This window comes from Olivibacter domesticus, assembly GCF_900109575.1.
In the GTDB taxonomy this organism is placed as follows: domain Bacteria; phylum Bacteroidota; class Bacteroidia; order Sphingobacteriales; family Sphingobacteriaceae; genus Olivibacter; species Olivibacter domesticus.
In genome coordinates, this window is record NZ_FOAF01000004.1 from 45,528 (window position 1) to 71,481 (window position 25,954).

A 25,954-nucleotide genomic window follows, 5' to 3' on the forward strand; every position below is an offset into this window, starting at 1 on the left:
TATTAATTTTTGCGTAACACTTTAATTAGTGCCTCTTTTATCCAATCTTCCGTTTTTGGAAAATCTGCGTAAGATTTTAAGGGGTCTAGCAGTAAATCATTCGGATCAATTCCCGCACTTTGTAAAATCGCATAATCCTGTAACGATTCAGCAAAAACTTCCCATCGAACCGAGTCATATGGTCCATCGGGGCCCGGATAAACAATAAAAGGGTCGCCCGCCGCAATTCCTGGATAGGCGTAGCCTGCCCCTTCTTGAAAGGGATCCAATGCCTCTTCCTTATCTAACTTATACCAATAATTATATCCCCAATGTAGAAATCCAAGTGCCTTAAAACGATAAAATAACCAGCCAGACATTCTTATCTTCGCTAAAGGCGTGTCATATAGTCTATTCAGCCATTTGTCGCGCGGACCCGTGCAATAATAAACCCAATGTGGAATTCCTTCTTTTATATAATCCTGAGCAGAGCTGATGATGGGTACTGGAATATCTGTTAAATGTTCTCTTCCATATCGCACATCGCTTAACGCATCCATCACCTTCATCCAAGGTGCTATCCTGCGCAATATATCTCTTGCCCTTTTGTAATTGGCCACATGTTCCGACCAGGGCTCGTCAGAAAGATGGAAATAGGAATCCTTTAATATCTTTTCGTTTTGTAGAAAGCGGTGAAGCTCCGGTAAATATTGCTCCAAAAAGTTGATGTAAGTGGGTGAGGTTGCTTTTAAGTCTTTATCCCATAAAAGTTTATACTCCCCATCTCGTTTTGTATACACATGCATCGCATCTTCTACCCCCCAATATAACCACAAATGGCCCCATTCAAACTTTTTAAATCCCAACTCCTTACACATACCTACAAACCGCTTTATAATAGACCAATCAAAAGTGTACTTACCAGGGCTCGTTTCATTAACAATTAGCATCTGACAAGGATTTTTAAAGACTTCTCTCAATTCAAATAAATTCTGGATAAATGCCACGTCATTACCATGTTCTATTAGGTTTTTCATTTGTGCCCTTGTCAACTGCCACCAGCGCTCACTATAAAGATCAGTTTTGTAATAAAGAGAAGTCGCCTCACCACGCCACCAATGTGTTACATGGAAATTTTGTCGGGGTTTAATAACCAAAGGACTTACCTGTAGCTTAAGTGTCAAGTCTTTTGTTTTATCTTCTTTACCCTCTTTCCAACTTAATTTAACCCCGTAGTTATGTTCGCCAGGCTCCATATTGGATGGAATGTTTAAGGTTATCCAAAACGATCTACTGGCAAAAGGATTAGCATCTACCTTTGTTAATGGATACAGCGGGTCAGGCAGCAAGCCTGGCAGATATCCTATGCCATCCAGTTCTTCTTGTCTAACATCCGTATTAAAATGGCGCAGCGGCACGACACCTACGTAACGTACCAAAGGTTTGAGCTCCTTTGCTTCAATGGTACATGCAATCTGCGTTTGATCCTTCATATTGCTGTGAAAACCCACCTGAAAGGAAATTTTACTATTTCGCGCTACATCAAGTTCCAAGATGGGAGAATTATCCGCCGGTGATTGTGGAAAAATACGCTTTAAAGAGGTTGTTAGCCATACTTGCATATTTTCCTCTGCCTTATTTTGTCCTTTTGCTATTACTTGATTAAATAAAGAAAAGGCAAAAAACAATACTAATACAAATTGAATTTTCTCAAGTCGTAACATTCTTTTTATTATTTAGGTTATTTATAATTTCCAGTTTAAAAGAAGCATATTGGATTATGATACTGAGCGTCAGCAAATACAATCGTCTCCACAAACATCTTCCCTAACAGTCTGTTCGGCTATTCCATTTTTTAACTCCTCATCTGTAGCGGGTCTTACCTCATCTATAATAATCTCCACACGGAAATCATCATCAAGTTCACCAGGATAATCATCCTTATTTAACCAGATCGTGCGCTCTTCTCCTGCTAGCATTCCATTCAATTGATCTTCTAATGCGGGTAAAATCTTACCAGCTCCATGCATATAACGTATAGCAGGCCCCGCTAACATATTTTCAATTAGCTCGTCTTTACCGTTAAACATGCTATAACGTAGTGTTACTACTTTATCCGACTCTATCCGCATTACATCGCTCGTTTTATGCGGGGTATTTCTTCTTCTTTCTCTACAACCCCTGTTTTCATAAAAGAAACTACAGGAACCGCTACCAAGGCTCCCGATATCGTTGCTATCACATATACCCAAATATGTTCATAATGACCAGAAATGACAGCCGGTGCCAAAGACCTCGCAGGGTTCATAGAAGCCCCGCTTATAGGGCCGGCAAACATTGCTTCGAGTGCCACTACTGCTCCTATTGCTAATCCAGCAAACATTCCTTGTTCTTTATTTCCTTTGGCAACGCGCATGATAACAATCATTAGAAAAAAAGTAAGCAAAAATTCCATTGTAAAAGATTGTAAGGAAGAACCTGATGGAACGGTTGCACCAAGCATCTCATCAGCAGGGAATAAAAATTTCAAGACTAAACTTGCCGCAAATGCTCCGGCCAATTGACTAGAAATATAAGGGATGATTAATTTTTTGGAGAAACAACCGTTCACCGCAAAAGCTATACTTACTGCTGGGTTAATATGAGCCCCGGATAAATTGCCAAATGCATAAATAACCCCCATCACAACAAGACCAAACGTAATCGCTATGCCTACATGTGTAATAAGCCCATGCGTTTGCTGATTAATAATAATGGCTCCCGTCCCACAAAAGACCAACATAAATGTTCCTATAAACTCCGCTACATATTTCTTGATATTAAGAGACTTTTTCATCTGTAAATAATTCTAATCCATCGGTCAGATGGAACTTACCATGTGTAAAATTTACATTTCCTTGTGTGATGAATCCGCCAGCTGGCGGATAAACATAGACGGTTCATGGTCAAGTAATTATACGATGTGTAGGTTTCGGATAACCTGGCAAAAAAACGTCAGCTGCCTTTATTTCAATGCGCACGTTAGTTTCCATTTCAATAGTTGATAAAGCATCGTTTACAATGGTTTTCAAAATGATCGGATCACATTGAATTCGAGCGTTTATTAACATTTCGACGCTGTTTTCCTGCCAATTATCAATCTTCTGTTCATTTTCTTGAGAAGACCGTGCAGTAAAACTGATTTTTCGCACCAGATCTTTCCCCGTTATTAAAAATTTAAGATGACCTATAGGAAGCGCGTAGCTATTTACTTGCTTGTAGATCTGCTCCATGAGGAGTTCACAAGCTTTATGCGTGTTATCATCTGACTCAATGATCAGTAAATAATCTAGCCATGTCAAAGCCGCCTCTCCTTCACCATAGAGATCATAATCAATCGTTAATGATGTTCGCTCGGCCGTGTAATTAAATTTCCCTATTTGGTCTAACCATTGCAAAATCGATTTTTCGTCCAATGAGTTCTGATAAATGATCTCCTTATGAGGGAATTTATTTTTTATTAAATATTGTAGCTCGAGGAGCCTATCACTTGATAATAAATCTATTTTATTTACGACTATAATATCTGCCTCCTCCAACTGTTTCCGGTAAATATAATTCACACTGTCTTTGAATAATTTTGATTGGCCGATTAGTACAGGCAGCATTGCCGCATCAGCAAAGACGGAGAGCGTTACCTTTAACTCCTGATGATATATGCTCAATGGGTTTAAAATAGTGGAAACTAAATCAGTACAGGAGCCAACGGATTCTGCAAAAATCACGTCAACCTGAAAGCCCTCTGCCAATTGGGCAATATTCCTTTCAAAGGCTTCGAAGTTACAGCAGAAACAACTCCCCGTTACTTCTTTAGTAGCGATTCCATTGTGATTTATAAATGCGGTATCAACCAACTGCGTTCCCTGATCATTGGTGATAACACCAACGCGTTTGCCTTCCGACTGCAATAACTTGCAAGCCTGATTGATGGCAGTTGTTTTTCCGCTTCCTAAAAAACCTCCCAAAATATTTACGTGCATACTCTTTTTATTTAATGGATATTTATAGCTTTACCATTGGCACTTCCTCGCTAGCTTAGCTTTTGCTTTTTACCCGAAACCAATGCATCATTCACAGGAATATTACCATAAACAACATCTAAGCTCGGTATTCCTGATTTCAGGTGTACTTGACCAAAACCTGTATTCGTAGACAAGAAAGCTGAAAAATCACCAACTTTTGAATCGATATATAATATCTTATCTACGGCGTCATAGCGTAAGCCTGTAAGTCCCTGTAAACAAGCATAGCTCGCCATTGCCCGTGCATACCAACTACCACACTCGTATTCGTTAAAAGGATTTCTTACACGCCCGTCATATCTTTTTCTACAGGCACGAATAACTTCCAAGCCCTTCTCTACTTCACCAATCTGCATTAAGTGCGAAGCAACCTGATATTCTATTCCTGTCCAGACTTCATTACTGTAAACAAATGGTAAAGAAAGCATACCGCCTTTGGGCCAGGTACATAAAAGCAAACCGCCTTCATGCCCCATTGCGTAAGTAGGACGTTGGGGATTAATATGATCGCTCAAATCATCTTTCAAATTATATTGATGTACAGCTTTTAGATGGCTATTTACTTTTTCCTGATCGAGTGGGTTTTCTAATCCACACATCGTAGCCATCCAAGATCCTAGCACACCATCAGACAAACAGCCTGTACCATATTGATATTTAGGCCCTTCTTTTTTAAGTATTTCTACTGCCTCGGGTGTATATTGCGTATGAAAAGATTGCGCTTTAGTGGGATCTGGTGCTTTCAGGCCGGTCCATTGGATTTTCTGAATAAAATATTCCCCATCATATAAGTCGCTCTCCAAATATTTCTTCCCTTTCTTATACAGTGAAACATAGCGTTTCATATCTTTCTTTTGGTAGGTTCCCATTTCGATGAGCGCTTTTAAAGCCCCCAAATAAAAACTGGTACACATACCGTTTGGACCCCAAAACTCGATATCGTACGTATTATGGTGCGGCTCTTCCACAATACCCTTTTCTTTTGGGTCCCAGGTAAGAATACAATAATCAAGGCTTTTCTGTACCATGGGGTATAACTTTATCATCCACTCATCATCGCCGGAAATCCGCCAATCCCGAAAAACCTTCATAATCCCGCCAAGCTGACCATCAGCGGCCGCATGAAAATCATGCTTTAAGGGACTAATAGGTAGATTTGCTCTGAAACCTTGATGTCCCTCAATATTTTGGTTTTCACAGAATTCGGTTAAACGCAAACTTCTCTCTAATGCAGGGAAAAGATGTGGCAATGCCTGCGCGTAGTTCCATACATGCGTACAAGAGCCATCACAACAACCATTATGTGGAAAAATACCTTCATAGGCCCATAATCGTCCGTCGTGCTGTCGTCTTACGGTAGGTGTTTTAAGAATGCTTAAATTGGCGGCAACAGCTTCCATGACTTCTGGAGGCAAAGAGGAAGTATAAAAGGCATCTCTAAACAATAATGAATTTTTATGTAGCAGGCTGTATTGTTCTTTCCAGTAAGCACTCACCTCGTTAATATCTTTAAATTTCTCGCTATACCAGGGCTTGTAGTTTTCGGGAATCGCCATTGATTCACTCAAACCAAGGGCAGAAGGTGTTGTGCAACAGGCTTCTTTTCCTTGCTTATCATCCGGCGCTGTCTTTCCAGCTTTTTCATTGGATTCGGGCACATACCACGCCATTAAAATTCGAACTGTTTTTTCCTCTTTCCCATCTAGTTGAATTGGAATAAAGAGAGAAGCACCCGGTGCGTCCTTATCAACAGGATCCACTGCCTTGCTTTTACCATCTTTAATGGTATTCCAAACCATGGTTAAAGGATCAAACCACGCTCCTCTAAACCAGCAATAATCGGCTATTACTTCATCTTCATTATTCGTAAAAATGGCAAAATCTGTTTTTAATACGGGTTTTCCTTCCACTTTATCCTGCGATAAGAGAAACCCTTTGTCCATTTTTTTTATAACACCTACCCCATCAGGTTGCACCACGAAATTCCGGCTATTAAAGGAAAAAACGGCGTCTACTCTTTCGTTACCCGTATTGACAAATTTGTACTCCAACGCGCCTACAGGCAGACTGGAATTGTCCTCGTCGGTAGGGATAAAAGGGCTCCAGCCCTCGATAGTCACCTTTAAGGGGAAATCATTATCCGTCAATTCGATCGATGCGAATGGAAATTTTGTAGTAAACGCAGCTTGTTCAAAACGCGGCAATCCGTACGTTGTACCAGAACCACCGCCACCATAGTCTTTATAACCAAAAAGTTTCCACTCAGGTACTGGGCCTTCTAGCACTTTGGCCCCATTTGCCATACCTTTAATCGCTATCGCCGCAAACGTAGTGGGTTCATGGAATAATTCGGGTTTATGTCTGATTGACATATGCGATATGGCTCCAGAACCTTCTAAACAGAACATCCCAGCGCCTATTCCGCCTATTGGAAAGGCAATTTTACTTAGATGTTCACCACGGTAAACGCTATTAAAAGCTCTTGCTGAAGCCCCCTCCTCTTCGCTACTTTGAATCTTTTTCGTCGTTTCTACATCTTGGGCCTGAGAAGAGGCAAAAAGTGCTGAGGGGGCAGTAGTGGCGGCGACAGTTCCGAGGGTTAAGTTTCGTATAAAACTTCTTCTATCTTTTTTCTGTTGCATAGTGCATACTTTAGGTTTATATACTATTGGTTTTAGTTCTTCTCTAAGCAATCCCCTAATTGATTATACAACTGGTATCGCCTATCGTATAGCTCTTTTCTAGTTTTATTGGGATAATATTCTTGTCCGAAACCGGGCCCCATCGTTTCCATAGCACGCTCTACCGATGGATAGACTCCTGCAATGGTTGCCGCAAACATCGCTGCTCCTAGTGCGCAAGTCTGTTCCGATTTGTGTATTTTAAGAGGCATCTGCATCACATCGGCCAGCATTTGCATCACAAATGGTGACTTCTGCGCAATACCTCCCACTCCTATCAAACCTTTTACCGGAACGCCCTCTTCCTGGAATCGTTCTACAATTTTTCGTGCGCCAAAGCAAGTTGATTCAACTAGTGAATGAAATATACTAGGCGCATTGCTCCCCAGACTTAAACCGCTGATCATACCTTTTAATGTTTGGTTCGCATCGGGTGTTCTTCTTCCGTTCAGCCAATCCACAGATAATTCGGCATGCTCAGATAAGGGCAATGCCGCTGCCTGTTTACTTAATTCGTGCAATAGGCCATTCTGTATATCTACCATCAGTTTCTTGGTCACCTCCGCATCCGCTATATCCGACTTGATAAGCATGTGCTGTAAAGGCCAGGACAGCAATTGTTTAAACCAAGCGTAAATATCTCCAAAGGCAGACTGCCCCGCTTCTAAACCAACCATACCTGGAATAATAGAGCCATCAACTTGGCCACAGATACCTTTTACAATCTTATCTCCGAATTCATTTTTGGGCACAACTAACATGTCACAAGTGGACGTGCCCATGACCTTACTTAAATAATACGATTCTATCTGCCCTCCAACCGCGCCCATGTGGGCATCCATCGCTCCAATACCAATTATAGTCGTGCGAGGGATTCCCAGTCGTTCAGCCCACTCTTTACTAATCCTTCCAGCAGGTTGGTTAGCGGCATAAACAGTTTTGGGGAAGCGTTCTACTATCTTATTCAATCTTGGGTCCAGAGATGAAAAAAATGCCTTAGGTGGCATCCCGCCAAACTCATTTGCCCATAGACCTTTATGCCCCGCGGTGCACACACTTCTTTTTATCGTGTTGGCATGCTGCCCACCGGTAAGCAAAAAGGGAATCCAATCACAATGTTCTACCCAACTATACGCAGCCTGATAAACGCCCTCATCTACTCTGAATGTATGCAATAGTTTTGCCCAATACCATTCAGAGGAATATACCCCTCCAACATATCGTAGGTAATCCCCGCCATATTGCGCGGCATGTTCATTAATTTCGGCGGCTTCCTTCACCGCTGTATGATCTTTCCAGAGCACAAACATGGCATTTGGATTATCAGAAAAAGAAGGCAATAACGCAAGTGGTGTTCCTGACTCATCCACGGCAACGGGTGTCGAACCTGTTGTATCTACAGATATGGCCACAATATTAGCCTGCACGGTATTACCCGCTTGCGCTAAACATTTCTTTATGCTTTGCTCCAGTCCTTCAACATAATCTTGTGGATGTTGTCTAAATTGATTCTTTGTAGGATCACAGTATAACCCATCCCGCCAGCGTGCATAAAAATGTACTGCACTAGCCTTTTCTTCACCCGTATGGGCATCGACTATAATTGATCGGACAGAATCTGTACCGAAGTCCACTCCAATGCAGTAATCAGTTTTCATTATTTAGTTGTTAGTTATTGGTTGTTAGTAGCAAGACTATATTAGTTGTGAGCTGTGAGTTGCGAGTTGTGAGTATTAAAATCTTCGTTTTAAGTCCTAAAATTACTGACCACTACTTAAAACTTGACGATTCGACTACTTGACGATTCGACGACTCAACATTGTCCAGTTGGCTAATTCAACTATTTAACAATTCAACTACTTCACTTATTAACGTATCAATGATGATGTAACACTATTTTATTGTCATGTTCTATCTTTCCTGTTCCCCAGATGGCATACCAGGCAATGAAAGCAAAGCATAGCATCGGGATAAAGAAGGCTACCGACATGCTTGAATGATCTGCTACTACACCCATAATTGGCGGACAAAATGCTCCACCAGCAACGGCCATCACCAAAAAAGAAGATCCTTTTTTAGTGAGTGATCCCAAGCCATGAATACCCAAGGCAAAGATGGTTGGAAACATAACCGACATAAAAAAGTAACAAGAAAAGAGCGCAATCACAGACCCCCAGCCAAGTGCTAATTGCACAAATACCATTAAGATGGTATTGATAATAGCATAGCCTGCAAGTAGGCGTTTTGGTTTAAAAAATTTCATGAGATAAGAACCAGAAATCCTTCCAATCCAAAATAGCCCCATACCACCAATAGCCAAAATTAAAGAGGCTGCCTGTTCGGCATTTTTTGGCATAAAGACTTCCCCTAAATACCCTAAGTGCTGCATGATATCCTTCACGGGTGCAGTTACATTCGGAATTTCCTCTGTAACATAATTTATAAAAAAAGAGTTTACACCGGTCTGCGCTGCGACGTATAAAAACTGAGCAATGACAGCCGCAATAAACGCCGGATGTTTTAACAGCCTGCCCATATTAGGATTATCTTCTGCTTCTTCCTCACTTTTTTCTTCAATGTCGGGCAATTTAATTAGCATGAAAATAATGGCTACCACCACCACTACACAACCTACACCCATATAGGGTTTAACCAGTGAGTCAAATTTTTCAGCACCATCCTGTTGCTCTGCACCAAAAATGAACAGTCCCCCCATTAATGGTCCTAATATCCAGCCAAGGCCATTAAACGATTGGGAAATATTAATTCTTCTTGCCGCAAATTCCTCTTCTTGTGAGCCCAATACCGTTGAATAAGGATTAGCAGCCGTCTCTAGGCATGCCAAACCACAAGCGATGACAAATAAGGCTAATAAAAAGGGAATAAAAGCTTCGAATTTGGCTGCAGGATAAAATAGAAAAGCCCCTATCGCAAAAATGACCAATCCTAAAATGATACCTTTCTGATAACCATAACGTTTCATGAATAGACCCGCAGGAACAGCCATAGCTAAGTATCCAATGTAAAGTGAAAATTGAACAAAGCCTGACTGCGCCTTGGAAACATGAAGTGTATCTTGAAAATGCTTATCCAACACATCCAATAGTCCATGGGCGAAACCCCATAGTAAGAAAAGGCTGCAGATAAAAATGAAAGGAATTAGATAATTCCGGCCATCGGCGCGAAAGAGAGATGCTACTTTTTTTTGCTTCATGTCTAGCTATTTATATAAAGGTCCGTAACTCGCACAGGCTCTATAATCAGCCCCCTCACCATCCATACCAAAGGCGTTCCACGCGCTCGGCCTAAATATTTTATCTTCCTCAACATTGTGCATACAAACCGGTATTCTTAACATAGCAGCAAGCGCAATTAAGTCGGCACCTATGTGACCGTGACTAATAGCGCCATGATTGGAACCCCATGCGGCCATCACCGAATACACATCTCGAAACGCCCCCCTCCCAGTCGTTTTAGGGACAAACCAAGTAGTTGGCCACGTACGGTCGGTACGTTCATCTAATAGCTTATTCACATTTTCGGGCAATTCAACTGTCCACCCTTCCGCAAGCTGTAAAACCGGACCAATCCCCTTCACTAAGTTTAACCGACACATCGTTACAGGCATCCCTCCCTCGGTTAAAAATTTTGAAGAATATCCACCACCCCTAAAATAATCAAGATTTGCCGGGTGCCAGGTAGTCGCTTCCAAACATGCGTCCACCTCAGCGTCTGTTATTTCCCAGAATGGTTTCATTACAGATTCTCCATGCAGCTTTTGTTTCCCTGTTCCATCTAAAGTAGCCGCACCGGAATTAATAAGATGAATGAACCCATTCTTTGCAACACCATCCGGTTTCCATCCCGAAACGCGTTCCACTGCTTCCGGGCTCCAAAAGGTTCTCACGTCGGCAAATATTTGTGCTTTATTAGTGAGCAAATAATTAAATAACATAGAAACCCCGTTCAAGGCATCATTTTCCGTCGCAACCATATATGGGGCACGTTTGCCATTCCAATCGAAAGATGAATTCAACAAGGCTTCCGAGAAATCGCCATTGGGTAGAAAATCGGTCCACTGCCGCTGCCCTTGAAAACCCGAAACAAGTGCATGATGTCCGTGCGCTTCTTCTGCAAAACCCATATCTTTTAATTTCTTGTTCCCAATCATGAGATCCCGTATGATAAGCGTCATCTTTACCACAAATTCCCAATCCTTATCTTTATCTTCCCTTGATTTTACTTTGTGCTTCTGATTAAAATCATCACCCTCCAGGCAATATTTCTTTGTCCAGCTTAATGCCTTTCCGTATTCCTCTTGGTCATATATATTCAACTGAATGCGCCTTAAAACTTCGGAAGAGTCTACATATTCGTTTCGCATACCCAGATAAGATTGGAAAAAGTCTGGATCAACAATAGAACCAACAATACCCATTGAGACGGAGCCTATGGCCAAATAAGATTTTCCACGCATCAACGAAACAGCCAAACCCGCCTTAGCAAATGTTAGCAGTTTATTTTTTACATCATCAGGAATTGCTCGATCACCCATATCTTGCACATCTTCGCCGTAAATACCAAAAGCAGGTAGACCCTTCTGGTTATGTGCCGCTAATGTTGCTGCTAGATAAACAGCTCCCGGACGCTCCGTTCCATTAAAGCCCCAAATGGCCTTTGGTATTAAAGGATTCATATCCATTGTTTCTGAACCATAACACCAGCAAGGAGTAACCGATAGTGAAACCCCTACGTTTTCTACATCAAATTTTTCCGCGCAATCGGCAGCCTCTTGTACCCCACCTATACAAGAATCTGCGATCACGCACTGCACCGGGCTTCCATCAGGATAACGCAGTTCCGACTGGAACAGCGCGGCAACGTCCTGCGCCATTTTCATAGTAGTATCTTCTAATGATTCACGGATTCCTCCTAAACGGCCATCGATAATAGGTCGAATTCCTATTTTGGGATATTTATTCATTTATTTAAAATTTAGTATCAAGATGTTAGTATCAAGTATCAAGACATTCTTAAAAACCAACGGATGAATTCAGCAGTCTTACGTCTTGCTAACTATGTCTTATGTCTCTTTTAAACCTACATTGGCTAATTGATTAATTGGCTAATTAAATTGTGCTTCTTTCAAAGAAATCCCCAGCACTTTTTGGGCAATTTCATCCAAAGCCTGTTCGTCACCTGTAAAATGGAAAACATAGTGTTGATGACTCATTTCTTCCTTCGGTTTCAAAAATGCGGCCGGCGATACGCTCTCTATTTCATAAAATGGCCCCATTTGGCTACCATCGGCTAAAGACCCATCATTATAAGCATTCATCGCGTCGCCGGTAAAAGGATCTTTATCAGGTGTCCATTCCTGATTAAGATAGGTCCCATTTTTGTTGACATCAAAGTACGTAACAGTGAGTACCTTTGTATCAGCAGCATAACTCCCAGCAACGGGTTTCACCCTTAAAGGGGGTATACCTAATTTACCGCGCGATTTGCCATCTGCCTTTAACAACAATACACCATTTTTATACGCAATCCGATCTTTCGGTATCTCACCGAAATAATCGGTGGTGGCAATTTTCCCACTTGCTTTTTCTTCGTAAGGTATAATGATCACTGTTTTTGGTGTAGGCGTAAACATATCTAAACTCCAAAGACATGGTGCCCCCTTTTGACGATCCCAGTTATTATCTCCATTATTCCTAATGGTATTAGTGGTTTTAAAGCCAACACCTTTTATATTTTTACCCAATTTTATTGCTAATTGGTTTTCGATGGCATCATCTTCCAATACTTCAATTTTGCGATATAGATGAATATTCAATGGCGTACCGGCATAATTCGTAATTGCTGTCTCTTTACTCAATTCTGCAACCTTTTCAGAACTAGCAATTAAAGTCCAGCGTTCACTATCAATAGCGGGTGGTGTATGCCAATTATCAAAATCCATCTTCGTATTCGGCTTGAAGAAAACAGAAAATTTACCGCCCTCTGGTCCGAGCCATAATCTATCCTCTCCACCGTACGCGTTCATGTGATCGTCTTCTTTATCAAAAGCTTTGTAATTAATCCATCCAAAGCTTTTTCCTTTGCTGCCATCTGCCGTGCTGGTAAACACTTTCGCTTGATATTTAGGCGAAACGATGAGCTGCGCATTACCGGCCTTGTTACGAAGAATCACCAAGCTATCTTTTTCTTGCAAGAAAGAAAGGTCGTAACCAAATGTGCCCGAAGCATAATCTTCCATTTCTTTTGTATTTTCTTGTTGCCCTTTTCCCGATTGCGTAGGGTTATTCTGACATCCCCATAAGCCCACCACTACGAATACCGTAATAATTCCCGTTTTGAAATGCATCATTTTTTTTAGCATTGAATAATTTTTAAAAGATCAATTAACCTCGAGCTCATTCTTTGTTGGTAATTTCGGAAAACGAGCATGGGGTTCACGCTGATACCAGTAAGCAACAGTAATAATGTCCGACTTTTGTGGCAGATAACGCCCTTCAGATCTCCAGCCTAAATCCTGAATAGTGACCTTTAGATCGTCGTCAAAGCGTATAGGATCCATAATATGCCAGCGATACATACCAAAACGCTGTTGCGCATTATAAACACCATCTGGACGTATAACTTGATGCAAACCTGCATAAGGAGTAGAATATTCTTGATACTGGTGTGTCTTTTTATTCTCAAAATTATACGACCCACAGAAATAATCTTCTGTACCTGTTCCCACAATAGTGGCAAAGTCTTTATCTCCGTCCATAAAGAATTTGATCTCTCCTTCTCCCCACCAACCATTATTATTCACACCGATTGCCATGTAAGTACCTACATAATGCCCCTTTCCTTTTACGCCATCCAAAATAGTATGCAAAGAGGTTGAATTAGGATTTGATCGACGGTATTGAGCATGGAAATAGGCTTCTTCTTCATCTACTTCTGTTAACGCGTAATCTACTTGATAGTAAAGATTCATCGGCTCTGAATTAATATTTTCTACCGTAATTCTACATTTCTTACGAAAAGGCATTTTCCAATAACAGTTGAAAGCGCTACCTGGGTTAACGGTTACCGCCAAGGAATTCAGTGTAGCAAAGTCATTCCATGCCATTCCGAAGAAAGCACCTACCGGCGCTTCTATGGAAGGCTCTGTTTCATCATCCCAATAGAACCGAATAATAGAGTAGCTCCAATTACCTGTTGGTGTCATCCAAATATGTTGTACCGCACCTGGCCCCTCCATTTCAGCAATCGTGAAGGTCTCCCCACCGTTAATTGTTATATAGGGGTTCACTTTCCATCCGAGTCCGAGATCACGCGCTTGGGATGCGGAATTAGCAACATTACGCTGCCCCGCTTGCTTCGCAGGATCGGCCATTCCACCTTTACCTTTAGCGCCGGTAAAGTTTTCTGGACTGATGGAGCGCGTTTTAGCATCAGATAATTTAGAAAGGTTCCCCATGTTCATATCAAGGCCATTGAAGGCTCCCTGCTTCTGGGCATAGGAAAGAAAACAAATAAAAAATGTGGCAATAAATAATGAGGCCTGTTTCATCATAGTTTCTTTAAGGTTCATATATAGTGTATCGTTTATTATTGGATGTAAGGTATTTGACACCTATCAATTTTAGTATTACAATAGTAAGCTTAATCGATTAAACAAACAATGTTTATTTTTATTTTTTTGTATCATTTCTTCTACAAATTCTCTCAGGGCATCCCTTCTAGCACAACTGTTTGCCCCAAAGAATAGATATTACCGCTATAATTTACGTCTTTCACTTTTGTTGAACCATTTAACTTAACAGTTAAATGATACGTTTTTGTTTCGTCCGGAACTTCGTAGATAAATTCAGTGGGTGCATTGGCTAAAGTGGTATTAAAAGCAGGAAGTGTTTTTGTGACATTCACGACTTCTTTGACCTCAATAAAGACTTTTACCGGTAATTCCATTTCTTCCGGAATGGCATTTGGAATGTTCCATGTTAATTTAACGTGTTTTTCATCTACTTGTTGGAGTGTTAGGTTTTCTACTGCTGGCAGGCTTACTCCTTCCTTCCTGTCCAATACATCACGATCCGTGCAACTATAGAAAAGAAGTAAGAACAGTGAGCTTATACAGATTATTGTTGTTTTCATCATTCAAAAAATTAGTAACCAGGATTTTGTTTATAAGAACCTTTAGACCAATTCATTTGGGCTTGTGGGATAGGCAAAAACTCATCCCTACCTGCCGTAAACCGGCCTTGATTGTACCAATCAAAACGTGTTTTTTCTTTGTTGATAAAGGCATTCATAACGGGTTCCAATTGCCCCCATCGCATTAAATCGAAGAAGCGTCGGCCTTCCATAGCAAATTCCAAACGGTTTTCCCACATTAAAGCCTGCCAGGCAAAGTCTTTGGTCCAGTTAGTATTCACACCTGGCTTATATGTTTCTACTTTATAATCCATCCATAAAGTTCCGTCAGGCTTAAATAATCGCTGTGTACTGTTAGCTGCCCGTTCACGCACCCGGTTAATTAATGGTAATGCTTCATTGAATCGATCGAGCTGTATAAGCACTTCCGCTTTCCACAATAATACTTCCGAATAGCGAATAGCTTTTTCATTCATGGAATTCATGACATAAAAGGGTCTAAAAATACAATCGCAATCAGGATGCACTTGTTCCTTCATCGAATTAAAATAGCCGTATTGGAAGGGTGCCCGCGATCCAGATTCTTGATATAGTATATTGTTATCGTATTTCCAGGGATAACCGGGGATAGCTGTTGTATGACTCAATCGAGGATCAAATTCGTGACTCTTAAAAAATTCGACGTACTGATTACCTTGCATCTCCGTATCATTATAATTTTCAAAATCTGGTAACCCCGTTTCGTCTGTTTTAAAGGCATTAACCATGGTATGAGAAACTTTATTGAAATCGCAACAAGTAAAATAAGGCGACCACCAAGGTGCATTAAGCTCGTTACCGCGATTAATCCGCCCATCCGTGGTGCCATCATCTATTGAGTACTGTATTTCCCAGAGTGCTTCTTTGGTTGCATTATCAAATTCAATCATAAAATTGTCGCCAAAATCAGCCTGTAAATCGTAAACAGCACCGTCTACTGCCATAATCGCATCTAAATGGGTCAACGCTCTTTGAAGCGTTTCCTTATTAATATTGATTACTTGGTGCTGGTCATTTTGCTCATACGCCCTAAATAACAAAGCTTTTGCTGCCAATGCATGTGCAGCATACTTGGTGGGTCTTCCCTTTTCGGTTTGTTTGTCGGGCAATACAGCAGCGGCATCTTCAAAATTTTGAATAATCCAGTCCCACAAGGGCAGATCATTCACCATATCGTCCGGACGATTTGAAATTCCCTCTACTACCACCGCATCTGAAGGTGTATTTTCATCTATGATGGGCACATACTTCCATCGAAGCTTCATTCCTAGATAAATCCACCCACGAAGAAATTTCATTTCGGCAATGCGTTGATCTTTATTTGGAAAAGTGGCCCCATCAACTGCATTTAATAAACGTAAAGCGATATTCGCGCGACTGATTCCTACGTAACCACGATACCAAGGGCCATCATTATTACCCACATTTGGCGTTACACCGGTAAACGTTTCCATTTCATACCAGGGGGTTTGGTCACTTAAGCCCCCTCCTCCTTTATAGGCGTCGTCTGACCGAACGGATTGAATCCAAGGATTATGCGTATCTGGAAAGCCAAGAGAAGGCATATATGAATACGCTGCTATCACAAAACTTTCTATTTGAGCAGGGTCTTCTGCTTGGCTTTGAGATAAAACTGCTTTTGTATCTACCTCTAAAAATTTTTGACATCCTGCCAATATAGTAAGCAGAAATAATGCGATGTATAATTGAAGTGTTTTCATTATTAAAAAGCTAAAATGTTACATTTACCCCTACAAATAGTGTTCGTGGCATGGGATATCCAAAACCGGGATTTTCAGGATCTCCGCCCGTAAACTTATCGTCACCCCATGTTTTTTTCAACATAAACAGATTTTGACCGGATACATAAAACCGAAGCCTGGTTAAATGCCAATTATCCGCCAGTTTCTGAGGAAGGGTATAACCAATATCAAGTGTACGTAATTTAATGTAAGAGCCATTTTCTATGAAATACGTAGACATCCGCTTTTCTCCATTTGCGTCTCGTCTAGATAAAGCTGGAATATCGGAATTAGGGTTATTTGGTGTCCAAGCCTCCAAGATCCTACCTGGATGATTGCGATCATTCTGCACACCGATATTCCAGAAATCGCTCAGCTCTTTCCATGAGTTGTAAACATCATTACCAAATACCCCTTGAATAAAAAAGGTTAGATCAAAATTCTTGTAACGCGCTTCAAAATTTAAGCCTGCCATTAGATCCGGGTCGGTAACAGCAATCCAGGTGCGATCATAAATTTCATTGATTACCCCATCTCCATCCAAATCCTTATATCGAATTCTCCCTACACCTTTACCTTGTTGTTGTGGTGCGTTATCTACTTCTTCCTGTGTCTTAAAGATGCCATCTGCGACTAACCCATATAATGAATTTAATGGCCTACCAGTAATATCATCTGTTAACCCATTACCACCATAGTTAAAACGTACATTTTCCGGCACATCATGCACTTCATTTTTATAAGCGGAAAGATTTGTTGTAATGGTATAAGAAAAATCGTTCTTCGTGTCTCCCCAACTAAGTAAAAACTCAAAACCCTTATTGGTCATATTCGCTCCATTTACCCAGCGAAAGCCACCTTCACCCAGAGCCGCGATATAAGGTGGTTCAAAAAGCATATCGGTTGTCTTCTTATTAAACCAATCGAAAGAACCCGATAAGCGATTATCCAGAAAAGCATAATCTAGCCCTATATTGGTCTGTGTAGACGTTTCCCATTTCAAATCTGGATTTCCTAAACTGCTTCTTCGATATCCGGAAGGAATATTTCCTGAGGGATTCCCACCAATGGCATAAGAGGTGCCATTTACATCTGGCACATAAATGTCCGTATACCGGCCAGTTAACACAGGCTGCGAATTACCATTTTTACCCCAGCTGGCACGAAGCTTTAGATCAGACAAAAATGTCGCATCCCGAAGAAATGCTTCATCCTTTAACCGCCATCCTGCAGAAAAGGCTGGAAAATTGCCATAGCGATTATTTGCTCCGAAAACGGAAGCACCATCACGCCGGAACGTTGCCGATAATAGGTATTTAGATTTATAAGCATAATTAATCTTTCCAAAGAATGATAGAATACGACGTTCGTTACCACCACCTATTAACTCCCTTCGTTCGCCGGTAGCGGTAGATAAATAAGCATAAGCACGGTCTTCCAACAGAATTCCTTCTCTATAAGCGTTCACACTTTCATTCGTGAATTTATACGTCTCAATACCACCCAATATATCGAATCGGTTATTATTGAGCGCTAAATTATATACCAAAGTATTCGTCCAGGTTTGCCCGATATCGTGCCAGTTTTGCTGTCTAACACCATTCAGGCTACTACTTTTCCCTCCCGCTTCTTCCCATTTTCGCTGAATATTTCGGTCATACCACATACTATAATCGATGCCATACTGCGTCTTTAAATTCAGGTTATCCAGTATTTTCAGGTTAGCATAAGCAGTTCCTAAGACCTTCATGAAGTTGCCAATATTATCTTTGTTGAGCGTTAAATCGCGGATTGGATTATTGAAATCGTCCATCCCCAAGGGCATGGCCACACCGCCCCATCCTCCATTGTTATCATAAACAGGAATATTGGGAGGCATGACTAGAAATGCGTAAGCCGGATTCGCATCATTAGCATATACGTCTCTAAAACGTAGATGGGTTAGTGTTAAATTTTCACCTACCGTCAACCGCCCATTAAGCAATTGGTATTCATTATTGAAACGCCCTGCCAAACGCTTGAAATAAGAAGTGACAACCGTACCTTCATTATTATAATAGTTCAACGAAAATAGACTAGTAGATTTTTCGCCTCCACCGGTTATCGTTAATTGGTGGTTTGTTTGAATTCCCTCCCGCGTTCCCTCTTTAAACCAATTGGTATTGGAGGAAGGCATCGTTTGCGCTTCGTTCAGCCAAGGGATAGGTGTTACACTATTTAATACAGGAATGCCATTCGCATCATATCCCCAATCATAATCATATATCCGAATGGCAGCAGAAGGATCGTCCCCATCGTTGACGGTCGCCTGCCACAAACCTCTCCCGTATCCCACCGCATCCAGCATTTTTGGAACGCCGGTTATTTTTGAAGTACCAACATAACCCTCGTAAGTAACCTGCGTTCCCCCTTTCTGCCCCTTTCTGGTATTAACCAGAATGACACCACCAGCTGCCCGTGCACCATATATAGAGGCAGACGAAGCGTCTTTCAAGATTTGAATGGATTCGATATCATTGGGATTGATATCCCGAAGATTGATATTAACAGGTTGACCATCTAATACGATCAAAGCCGGTGCAGAATTAAATGAGGTTATACCTCGCACTTGAATACCCACATTCTCTGCCGGATTACCATCCGTAGTAATACGCACGCCAGGTATTTTTCCCTGAAGTGATCGCATCACGTTGGCGCTTGGTGTTTTGGTAAAGTCTGCTCGCTTAATTAAGCTCACCGCTCCCGTTAAATCAGCTTTCTTTTGCATCATATAACCCGTAGACACTACTACTTCTTCTAGTGCGGTATTATCATTCAGTAGTTGAACATAATAATTAGTAGCAGCATTTAATACTATTTCTTTATTAGACTTGCCTACATACGAGAAAATCAGGCTTGTAGCCGAGGACGGAACATTGATAAGAAATTGTCCTAATGAATCTGTCTGCGTAGCGAGGGAACTATTCTTAACGCTAACGCTGACCCCACTAATTTTTTCCCCTAATTCGTCTGAAACTACGCCAGTTATTTTCCGCGTTTGCTGCGTAGTTTGTGCGGATGCTGCTGGCACAAAGAATACACATGGACACGCAAACAGCAGGAACAATAGCAAGGAAAGTTTCTTCGGCTTATGATCCCACTCCCTTGTTAAGCGACTCTTTATTTTAAAATAAAGAATTTCTAAATGTTTTCTTTTCATCTGTTTATTTTTTGGTTTTAGTGGTTAGGAATTATTGGTTCATTCAATTAACAATCGAGATTAGCTTAATCGTTTAAACAAACAGGTTAAAAAATTTTTTATGCAAACGAAACCTTATTAACATTCAAACATCTCCATAGATCTCATATGAAACCGAAATAACTTAATCGTTTAAGCAAATTGAGTATAAAAACTTTTTACTGTTAATTTTTGGCTAAAAAAATAATTTTGACTGATGGTTTATAATGAAACAATTATAAGCTTAATCGGTTAAGCAAGCAAATTTATCTTTCGATTTTTTGTCTTATTTTTTCAACATAATGTATCATTAAATTGGGTACATAAAAAACAGGGGATTCCAAGACGGGCGTTAAAAAGATAATGGTCGTAAAGCAAAGCTCTACGACCATTTATTAACCATTAATGATGTGCTATTTATATCCCGGAACCAACGGCTCTATCCAAATGTACGTAACCACCATCTACGTGAATAAGTTGCCCCGTTGTATGGGAAGATTTCGGTGACAGTAAAAAAACAGCCATCGCCGCTATTTCTTCTGAAGTGGTCATTCTCTTTTCTAAGGGGATTCTATTCGTAATTTTCTCCAATGTCTCCACTGGATTCTCTAATGTTTGTATCCAAGAATCGTATTGAGGGGTGGCACATTCGGCTACTACAATGGCATTCACCCTTATGCTATAAGGCAAAAGTTCAACTGCCCATTCTCGTGTCAAGGCATTTCGAGCTCCGTTAGAAGCTGCATATGCCGATGTTCCTCCTTGACCGGTTTCAGCCGTCTTTGAGCTAATATTTAAGATGGTTCCTTTATGCAATTTCAAAGATGGCAAAGCAAAATGAGCCATTAAATAATAATGTATTAACGTATTATGTAATCCTTTTATAAAGGGCTCATAACCACCATGCTCAAGGCTTACACCATCGTTTAGTCCTGCATTATTTACTAAACCATCGATTCGACCATATTTATCCAAAACTTTTTTTACCGCCATTTCGCATTCTTCGGGCTTAGTCAGTTCGGCCTCAACAGCGAAGGCTTTACCCCCTTTGTCTGCTACTTCAGCCGTCACCTCGTGATTATCGGCTTGCTTTCTTCCAACTACAATAGGAATGGCCCCTTCTTCTGCTAACGCCAGCACAATGCTCTTCCCAATCCCTTTGGCCCCTCCCGTCACAATAATTATTTTATCTTGAAGTAATAAGTTCATTTTGTTTTTGTTAGTTACTATTGTTAGTTATTGGTAATGGATAGCTAGTTTATAAAATCTTTCTGCATTTTTATACCAAATAAGCTCTTGTTCATCAACAGACAATTGACTGATATATTTATCCAGTATTTCAATAACTTGCTCATAATTTGCAGCGACTAAACAAACGGGCCAATCAGAACCAAACATTAAACGCGCTGGGCCAAACGTTTCTAATAGATGGTCTACATAAAAGCTAAAATCATCTTGTTTCCAATTTTTCCAATTGGCCTCGGTAACCATACCGGATAGTTTACAAAAAAGATTCGGATTATTAGTAGCAAGTATTTTCATTTCGGATGCCCAAGGCTCCATCTCTGCTGCCCCAATGAAGGGTTTAGCAAGATGATCAATAACAAACCGCTGCTCATTGCTAAAATGGTCTAAAAATTTATTTGTCGCTTTTAATTGATGTGGTTTTATCAATATATCATAGCTAAAATCGAATTTATGAAGTGCGGCAACTCCCCTTATGAAAGACCGGTTTAGCATAAATTGCGGATCCGTTTCCCCTTGGATAATGTGTCTAAATCCTTTCAGTTTTGAAAAAAGACTGTAATGCGCTAGCTGTTCCTCAATGTGTACATCTTTTAAATCTATCCACCCAACCACTCCCTTTATAAATGAGAATTCTTTGGCTAAATTCAGCAAAAAGCTTGTTTCTTGTGTAGATTGATCAGCCTGAACCGCTACACATCCCTTTATGTTGTTACTCTTAAGAATCGGCTCCAAATCTTCGGGCAAAAAATCACGTTGGATCACCGACATGTCATCTGTGATCCAAGCGTCTTTTTGAGCACTATATTTCCAAAAATGCTGATGCGAATCAATTCGATCCATATGCTTTCACTACTTGTTTAGATGTGCCTAGACCATCAGCTCCTAACTCTATTATATCTCCTGGTTTTAGATATACCGGAGGAGTGAAGCCAAGCCCTACACCTGCCGGTGTACCTGTTGAAATGATATCTCCAGGCAAAAGTGTCATAAATTGACTAATGTAGGAAACAATAAAAGGCACATTGAAAATTAGGTTTTTAGTATTACCGTCTTGCATCATCTTGCCATTTACACTTAACCATAATCGAACATTATTGATGTCGGCAATCTCATCTTTTGTTGCTAAAAAGGGACCGATTGGTGCGAAAGTATCACAACCTTTACCTTTATCCCATGTTCCGCCACGCTCCAATTGATATTCACGTTCGGAAACATCATTATGTAATACATAGCCCGCAACATAGGCCAAGGCCTCCTGTTCGCTCACGTAACTTGCCTTCTTGCTAATCACGATACCGAACTCCACCTCCCAATCTGTTTTTGTTGATCCTTTAGGAATAATAATATTATCGTAAGGACCCGTCAGAGAAGTAGTGGACTTCATAAAGATAATAGGTTCAGCAGGTATTTTAGCATTGGTTTCTTCTGCGTGATCTTTATAATTTAAACCTATACATACGATTTTTGATGGTCTTGCAATTGGGCTGCCAATACGACTATCAGAAGGAATCTCTACCAAGTTGCCCTCATTTGCTTTCACAAATTCTTCCAGTCTGGCAAGGCCATCGTTGGCAAAGAATTGCTCATTATAATCGCCTCCGAACGCTTCCACATCGTAGTACTTGTCTCCTAATTGTACACCTATTTTTTCTTGGTTAGGCTCACCGTATCTTATTAGTTTCATATTTTTTGAGTTGTGCGTTATGAGTTGTGTGTTGTGCGTGAAAAATAACTCTCACAACTGGCAACTAACAACTCGCAACTTATATTAATTATTCAATTTAATAAATCCTCCATCAATCGGGTAGTCGTTCCCTGTTACAAAACCTGCTTCATCAGCACATAGGTAAAGTGCAAGCGACGCGATTTCGTCGGGTTTAGCCATTCTACCGATCGGTTGACTTGCTGCTAATTTAGCAAACATTTCCTCTTCTTTTCCAGGATAATTCTTAGCAATAAAACCATCTACAAATGGTGTGTGCACCCTAGCAGGTGAGATACTATTGCAGCGAATGCCGTCGGCAATATAGTCGCGCGCAACAGATAATGTCATTGCTGCAATTGCGCCTTTACTCATTGAATAAGCAAAGCGGTCTGTAATTCCCACTTGCGCTGCTATGGAAGCCATGTTTAAGATAGCTCCACCACCTTGCTTTTTCATTAAGGGAATAACGCTATATAGCGCATTATAAGCTCCTTTTACATTAACGTTATAAACACGTTCAAAGTCTTCCGCTTTGCAATTCTCAAGGTTACCAACGTGCGCAATGCCTGCATTGTTGACCAGTATGTCTACTTTCCCGATTCCATTTATAACATGCAGCATCTCTTCTTGCTTGCTTACATCTACACCATGCGCATAAGCTTTGCCATTATTTACGTTAATTTCGTCTACAACCGCACTTGCAGCCTCTTGATTCAGTTCCAAAATATGAACTTCTGCACCACTTTGTGCGAACAGTAAACTTATTGCTTTTCCAATTCCGCTACCACCACCCGTAATAACGGCTATTTTCCCTGTTAATTTAAACATTTATTAATTAAATTAGTTATCAAGTATCAAGACATTGGTATCAAGATTTTCCCAGCATGCAATGTCCTATCAATTCTTTTCTCAATGGCAATTATTTATTCTTTGACTCGCTGATATAAAGCTACAAGCAAGCTATGAAAAACCAACAACTACAAGGACACTCCCCTTCTCCAAGGTATAAAATCGTCTTGACCCAATGTTACCGCCTTTGGAACAATATTACCACTAGCCACTTCGATGATATAATCCAATATACGCTCAGCGTTTTGAGAAATAGTCTCTGCACCTTCTATAATGGTCCCACAGTTAATGTCAATAATATCTGGCATTTTCTCAAAAGTTTTCGTGTTTGTAGAGAGTTTAATGACAGGTGTGATAGGATTTCCTGTAGGGGTACCCAAGCCTGTGGTAAACAACACAATGTTAGCTCCTGCTGCCACCTCCGCCGTTGTGCTTTCTACATCGTTTCCAGGTGTACACAATAGATTCAAGCCGGGCCTGTTTGCCAAGCCAGGATAATCGACTACCGCCTTTACCGGAGATGTACCGCCCTTTTTTGCTGCTCCGGCTGATTTAATCGCATCTGTGATAAGTCCATCCCTTATGTTGCCGGGCGAGGGATTGGCATAAAAACCACTTCCATCTTGCTCTGCTTTAGCATTATATGTTTTCATCAACGCCATAAATCGTAAAGCAGTTTCTTCGTCTACACATCGATCACTCAATTCTTGCTCCACACCACATAGCTCAGGGAATTCGGATAGTATTACAGAGCCTCCCATACCGACTAACATATCAGAAACGTAACCCAGTGCTGGATTTGCAGATATCCCAGAAAATCCATCAGACCCTCCGCATTCTAATCCTACACATAATTTATCTAATGTTGCCGGTTGTCGTTCCTGCTGGTTTGCTTGTATTAATCCTGCAAAAGTATGTTTAAGCGCTTCTTGTAATAATACATTTTCTGAACCTATTTTCTGTTGTTCAAAGATATAAAGTGGTTTATCAAAATTAGGGTCTCGCTTAGCAATCTCATCTTTTAAAATACTTGCCTGAGCATGCTGGCACCCCAAACTTAGTATAGTTGCCCCAGCTACATTTGGATGTGTAATATAGCCCGCCAGCAAACCACATAACGCATCTGAATCCATTCTTGTTCCGCCACACCCCATTTCATGATTTAAAAACTTAATACCATCTACATTAGAAAATAGCCTATTCTCCTCTCCATACAAAGTAGATGTCCGTAAATCTGTTGATATGATTTTTTCAACTGATGCACCCGTTTTATATAGAGCAATTAACTGCTCTACTTCAGGCTCGTAGCTTCTAGCTTTTTTAAAACCTAGCTTTTGTTCAAAGGCCTCCTTCATCACCAATACATTTCTGTTTTCGCAAAATACTAAGGGTATTACTAGCCAATAATTAGCTGTTCCTACACTTCCATTACTGCGATGATAGCCCATGAAAATCTTATTCTCGAAAGCGGACACATCCGGTTTATGCCAATCTAGCTTCCTCTTTCCCAGTTCGAAGTTATTGGCTGCATGGTATATATTTTCCGTTGTCAATGCAGCACCTTTTTCAAGCACTTGGTTTGTTTTACCAACAAGCACTCCATACATATATATGGCCGACTCAGGCGCCAAATGCGCTGTTGCAAACTTATGTTTCGCGGCAACTGGCCCGGGCAATAAAAAGGTATCCCCTTGAAATTTGATTTCTTCACCGGAAGGCAAATCCTGTAACGCAACCAATACATTATCGGCTGGATGGATCTGTAAATATTTTTTTATCTCTTTCATTTTACTGTACAACACCCCAAGTAAAAACGATTAATCTTATACTTAAAGTTACTTATTTTATTTTTCTAGATAAAACAGCAAAGGCATCATCAGCAAGGCTTCTAGGATTCTTGTGTTGAGATACTTAAGTTTTATCTTCCTACTTATTATCTTAATTTAGCTTAAATATTTCGCTCATTATTACCCATTTTTCACCGTCTCCAGCCTGGGGCAATGGCTGTTGATATTTCCACATTAATTCTTCCCATTTCTGCACTATTGGATTTGCAGCATCTGCCACCGCTTTTTTTTCAAAACTAAATTCATCGGTTACTTCCATGAGCATAAATAAACGATTACCTAATCGATATATGCGCATGTCCGTAATACCTGCCGTTTGAATTGATTCTTTAATCTCGGGCCATATAGCCTGATGGAATTGCTCATATTCTTTGATCAATTGTTCGTTGTCCTTCAGATCAAGTGCTAATGCGTATGTTTTCATTGGATAAA

At 40.6% G+C, this 25,954-nt stretch carries 19 protein-coding genes; all 19 read right to left on the reverse strand.

Annotation, left to right across the window (positions count from 1 at the left end):
• Positions 1 to 2: 2 nt before the first annotated feature.
• The 19 genes from BMY50_RS16650 to BMY50_RS16740 all read right to left on the reverse strand — a co-directional run bounded on the left by BMY50_RS16650 (position 3) and on the right by BMY50_RS16740 (position 25,946).
• Complete coding sequence (locus BMY50_RS16650) at positions 3 to 1,703, reverse strand: DUF4091 domain-containing protein (protein WP_202907868.1); 1,701 nt, start codon at positions 1,701 to 1,703, stop codon at positions 3 to 5.
• Positions 1,704 to 1,772: 69 nt separating this feature from the next.
• Positions 1,773 to 2,111, reverse strand: coding sequence for a peptidylprolyl isomerase (locus BMY50_RS16655; RefSeq protein ID WP_093326548.1), 339 nt, complete (start codon positions 2,109 to 2,111; stop codon positions 1,773 to 1,775).
• The gene (locus BMY50_RS16660) at positions 2,111 to 2,815 is read right to left on the reverse strand and encodes an MIP/aquaporin family protein (RefSeq protein WP_093326549.1); all 705 of its coding nucleotides are present in this window, start codon (positions 2,813 to 2,815) and stop codon (positions 2,111 to 2,113) included. The genes BMY50_RS16655 and BMY50_RS16660 overlap by 1 nt, the downstream gene beginning before the upstream one ends.
• 109 nt (positions 2,816 to 2,924) lie before the next feature.
• Positions 2,925 to 3,998 carry a GTP-binding protein gene (locus tag BMY50_RS16665; RefSeq protein WP_093326550.1) on the reverse strand — a complete coding sequence of 358 codons (1,074 nt, stop codon included), beginning with the start codon at positions 3,996 to 3,998 and terminating at the stop codon, positions 2,925 to 2,927.
• A 50-nt stretch (positions 3,999 to 4,048) separates the two neighbouring features.
• The gene (locus BMY50_RS16670) at positions 4,049 to 6,682 is read right to left on the reverse strand and encodes a GH116 family glycosyl hydrolase (protein ID WP_093326551.1); all 2,634 of its coding nucleotides are present in this window, start codon (positions 6,680 to 6,682) and stop codon (positions 4,049 to 4,051) included.
• 32 nt (positions 6,683 to 6,714) lie between these two features.
• On the reverse strand, positions 6,715 to 8,379 hold the full coding sequence (locus tag BMY50_RS16675; protein ID WP_093326552.1) for a ribulokinase: 1,665 nt from the start codon (positions 8,377 to 8,379) through the stop codon (positions 6,715 to 6,717).
• Between the two features lie 218 nt (positions 8,380 to 8,597).
• Positions 8,598 to 9,935: an L-fucose:H+ symporter permease gene (fucP, locus tag BMY50_RS16680; RefSeq protein WP_093326553.1), complete on the reverse strand. Its 1,338-nt coding sequence runs from the start codon at positions 9,933 to 9,935 to the stop codon at positions 8,598 to 8,600.
• 6 nt (positions 9,936 to 9,941) lie between these two features.
• Positions 9,942 to 11,705, reverse strand: a complete 1,764-nt coding sequence (locus BMY50_RS16685; protein ID WP_093326554.1) for an L-fucose isomerase — start codon at positions 11,703 to 11,705, stop codon at positions 9,942 to 9,944.
• Positions 11,706 to 11,846: 141 nt separating this feature from the next.
• On the reverse strand, positions 11,847 to 13,091 hold the full coding sequence (locus tag BMY50_RS16690) for a DUF6786 family protein (RefSeq protein WP_093327061.1): 1,245 nt from the start codon (positions 13,089 to 13,091) through the stop codon (positions 11,847 to 11,849).
• Positions 13,092 to 13,121: 30 nt separating this feature from the next.
• Positions 13,122 to 14,312 carry a glycoside hydrolase family 172 protein gene (locus BMY50_RS16695; RefSeq protein ID WP_202907869.1) on the reverse strand — a complete coding sequence of 397 codons (1,191 nt, stop codon included), beginning with the start codon at positions 14,310 to 14,312 and terminating at the stop codon, positions 13,122 to 13,124.
• Positions 14,313 to 14,446: 134 nt separating this feature from the next.
• Entirely contained in the window at positions 14,447 to 14,878 is a 432-nt protein-coding gene (locus tag BMY50_RS16700; protein WP_093326555.1) for a DUF4945 domain-containing protein, read from the reverse strand.
• Between the two features lie 8 nt (positions 14,879 to 14,886).
• Positions 14,887 to 16,635: a RagB/SusD family nutrient uptake outer membrane protein gene (locus BMY50_RS16705; RefSeq protein WP_238383797.1), complete on the reverse strand. Its 1,749-nt coding sequence runs from the start codon at positions 16,633 to 16,635 to the stop codon at positions 14,887 to 14,889.
• 10 nt (positions 16,636 to 16,645) lie between these two features.
• Positions 16,646 to 19,855: a SusC/RagA family TonB-linked outer membrane protein gene (locus BMY50_RS16710; protein WP_238383798.1), complete on the reverse strand. Its 3,210-nt coding sequence runs from the start codon at positions 19,853 to 19,855 to the stop codon at positions 16,646 to 16,648.
• 435 nt (positions 19,856 to 20,290) lie between these two features.
• Positions 20,291 to 21,082 (reverse strand): L-fucose dehydrogenase, encoded by a 792-nt coding sequence (locus BMY50_RS16715; RefSeq protein ID WP_093326557.1) that lies wholly within the window; start codon positions 21,080 to 21,082, stop codon positions 20,291 to 20,293.
• A gap of 27 nt (positions 21,083 to 21,109) precedes the next feature.
• Positions 21,110 to 21,961 (reverse strand): amidohydrolase family protein, encoded by an 852-nt coding sequence (locus BMY50_RS16720; protein WP_093326558.1) that lies wholly within the window; start codon positions 21,959 to 21,961, stop codon positions 21,110 to 21,112.
• On the reverse strand, positions 21,948 to 22,805 hold the full coding sequence (locus tag BMY50_RS16725; protein WP_093326559.1) for a fumarylacetoacetate hydrolase family protein: 858 nt from the start codon (positions 22,803 to 22,805) through the stop codon (positions 21,948 to 21,950). The genes BMY50_RS16720 and BMY50_RS16725 overlap by 14 nt, the downstream gene beginning before the upstream one ends.
• A gap of 84 nt (positions 22,806 to 22,889) precedes the next feature.
• Positions 22,890 to 23,654, reverse strand: coding sequence for an SDR family NAD(P)-dependent oxidoreductase (locus BMY50_RS16730; RefSeq protein ID WP_093326560.1), 765 nt, complete (start codon positions 23,652 to 23,654; stop codon positions 22,890 to 22,892).
• A gap of 149 nt (positions 23,655 to 23,803) precedes the next feature.
• Positions 23,804 to 25,462: a UxaA family hydrolase gene (locus tag BMY50_RS16735; RefSeq protein ID WP_093326561.1), complete on the reverse strand. Its 1,659-nt coding sequence runs from the start codon at positions 25,460 to 25,462 to the stop codon at positions 23,804 to 23,806.
• Between the two features lie 151 nt (positions 25,463 to 25,613).
• On the reverse strand, positions 25,614 to 25,946 hold the full coding sequence (locus tag BMY50_RS16740; protein WP_093326562.1) for an L-rhamnose mutarotase: 333 nt from the start codon (positions 25,944 to 25,946) through the stop codon (positions 25,614 to 25,616).
• Between the last annotated feature and the right edge of the window lie 8 nt (positions 25,947 to 25,954).

What these genes read in the sequence shown, in the direction of transcription:
- BMY50_RS16740 (WP_093326562.1), bottom strand. Translation starts at nt 25,946, where the DNA reads ATGAAAACATACGCATTAGCACTTGATCTGAAGGACAACGAACAATTG.
- BMY50_RS16675 (WP_093326552.1), bottom strand. Translation starts at nt 8,379, where the DNA reads ATGAAAACTGATTACTGCATTGGAGTGGACTTCGGTACAGATTCTGTC.
- BMY50_RS16725 (WP_093326559.1), bottom strand. Translation starts at nt 22,805, where the DNA reads ATGAAACTAATAAGATACGGTGAGCCTAACCAAGAAAAAATAGGTGTA.
- BMY50_RS16730 (WP_093326560.1), bottom strand. Translation starts at nt 23,654, where the DNA reads ATGTTTAAATTAACAGGGAAAATAGCCGTTATTACGGGTGGTGGTAGC.
- BMY50_RS16715 (WP_093326557.1), bottom strand. Translation starts at nt 21,082, where the DNA reads ATGAACTTATTACTTCAAGATAAAATAATTATTGTGACGGGAGGGGCC.
- BMY50_RS16660 (WP_093326549.1), bottom strand. Translation starts at nt 2,815, where the DNA reads ATGAAAAAGTCTCTTAATATCAAGAAATATGTAGCGGAGTTTATAGGA.
- BMY50_RS16685 (WP_093326554.1), bottom strand. Translation starts at nt 11,705, where the DNA reads ATGAATAAATATCCCAAAATAGGAATTCGACCTATTATCGATGGCCGT.
- BMY50_RS16705 (WP_238383797.1), bottom strand. Translation starts at nt 16,635, where the DNA reads ATGAAAACACTTCAATTATACATCGCATTATTTCTGCTTACTATATTG.
- BMY50_RS16710 (WP_238383798.1), bottom strand. Translation starts at nt 19,855, where the DNA reads ATGAAAAGAAAACATTTAGAAATTCTTTATTTTAAAATAAAGAGTCGC.
- BMY50_RS16735 (WP_093326561.1), bottom strand. Translation starts at nt 25,462, where the DNA reads ATGAAAGAGATAAAAAAATATTTACAGATCCATCCAGCCGATAATGTA.
- BMY50_RS16720 (WP_093326558.1), bottom strand. Translation starts at nt 21,961, where the DNA reads ATGGATCGAATTGATTCGCATCAGCATTTTTGGAAATATAGTGCTCAA.
- BMY50_RS16690 (WP_093327061.1), bottom strand. Translation starts at nt 13,091, where the DNA reads ATGATGCATTTCAAAACGGGAATTATTACGGTATTCGTAGTGGTGGGC.
- BMY50_RS16670 (WP_093326551.1), bottom strand. Translation starts at nt 6,682, where the DNA reads ATGCAACAGAAAAAAGATAGAAGAAGTTTTATACGAAACTTAACCCTC.
- BMY50_RS16665 (WP_093326550.1), bottom strand. Translation starts at nt 3,998, where the DNA reads ATGCACGTAAATATTTTGGGAGGTTTTTTAGGAAGCGGAAAAACAACT.
- BMY50_RS16700 (WP_093326555.1), bottom strand. Translation starts at nt 14,878, where the DNA reads ATGATGAAAACAACAATAATCTGTATAAGCTCACTGTTCTTACTTCTT.
- BMY50_RS16655 (WP_093326548.1), bottom strand. Translation starts at nt 2,111, where the DNA reads ATGCGGATAGAGTCGGATAAAGTAGTAACACTACGTTATAGCATGTTT.
- fucP (WP_093326553.1), bottom strand. Translation starts at nt 9,935, where the DNA reads ATGAAGCAAAAAAAAGTAGCATCTCTCTTTCGCGCCGATGGCCGGAAT.
- BMY50_RS16650 (WP_202907868.1), bottom strand. Translation starts at nt 1,703, where the DNA reads ATGTTACGACTTGAGAAAATTCAATTTGTATTAGTATTGTTTTTTGCC.
- BMY50_RS16695 (WP_202907869.1), bottom strand. Translation starts at nt 14,312, where the DNA reads ATGAACCTTAAAGAAACTATGATGAAACAGGCCTCATTATTTATTGCC.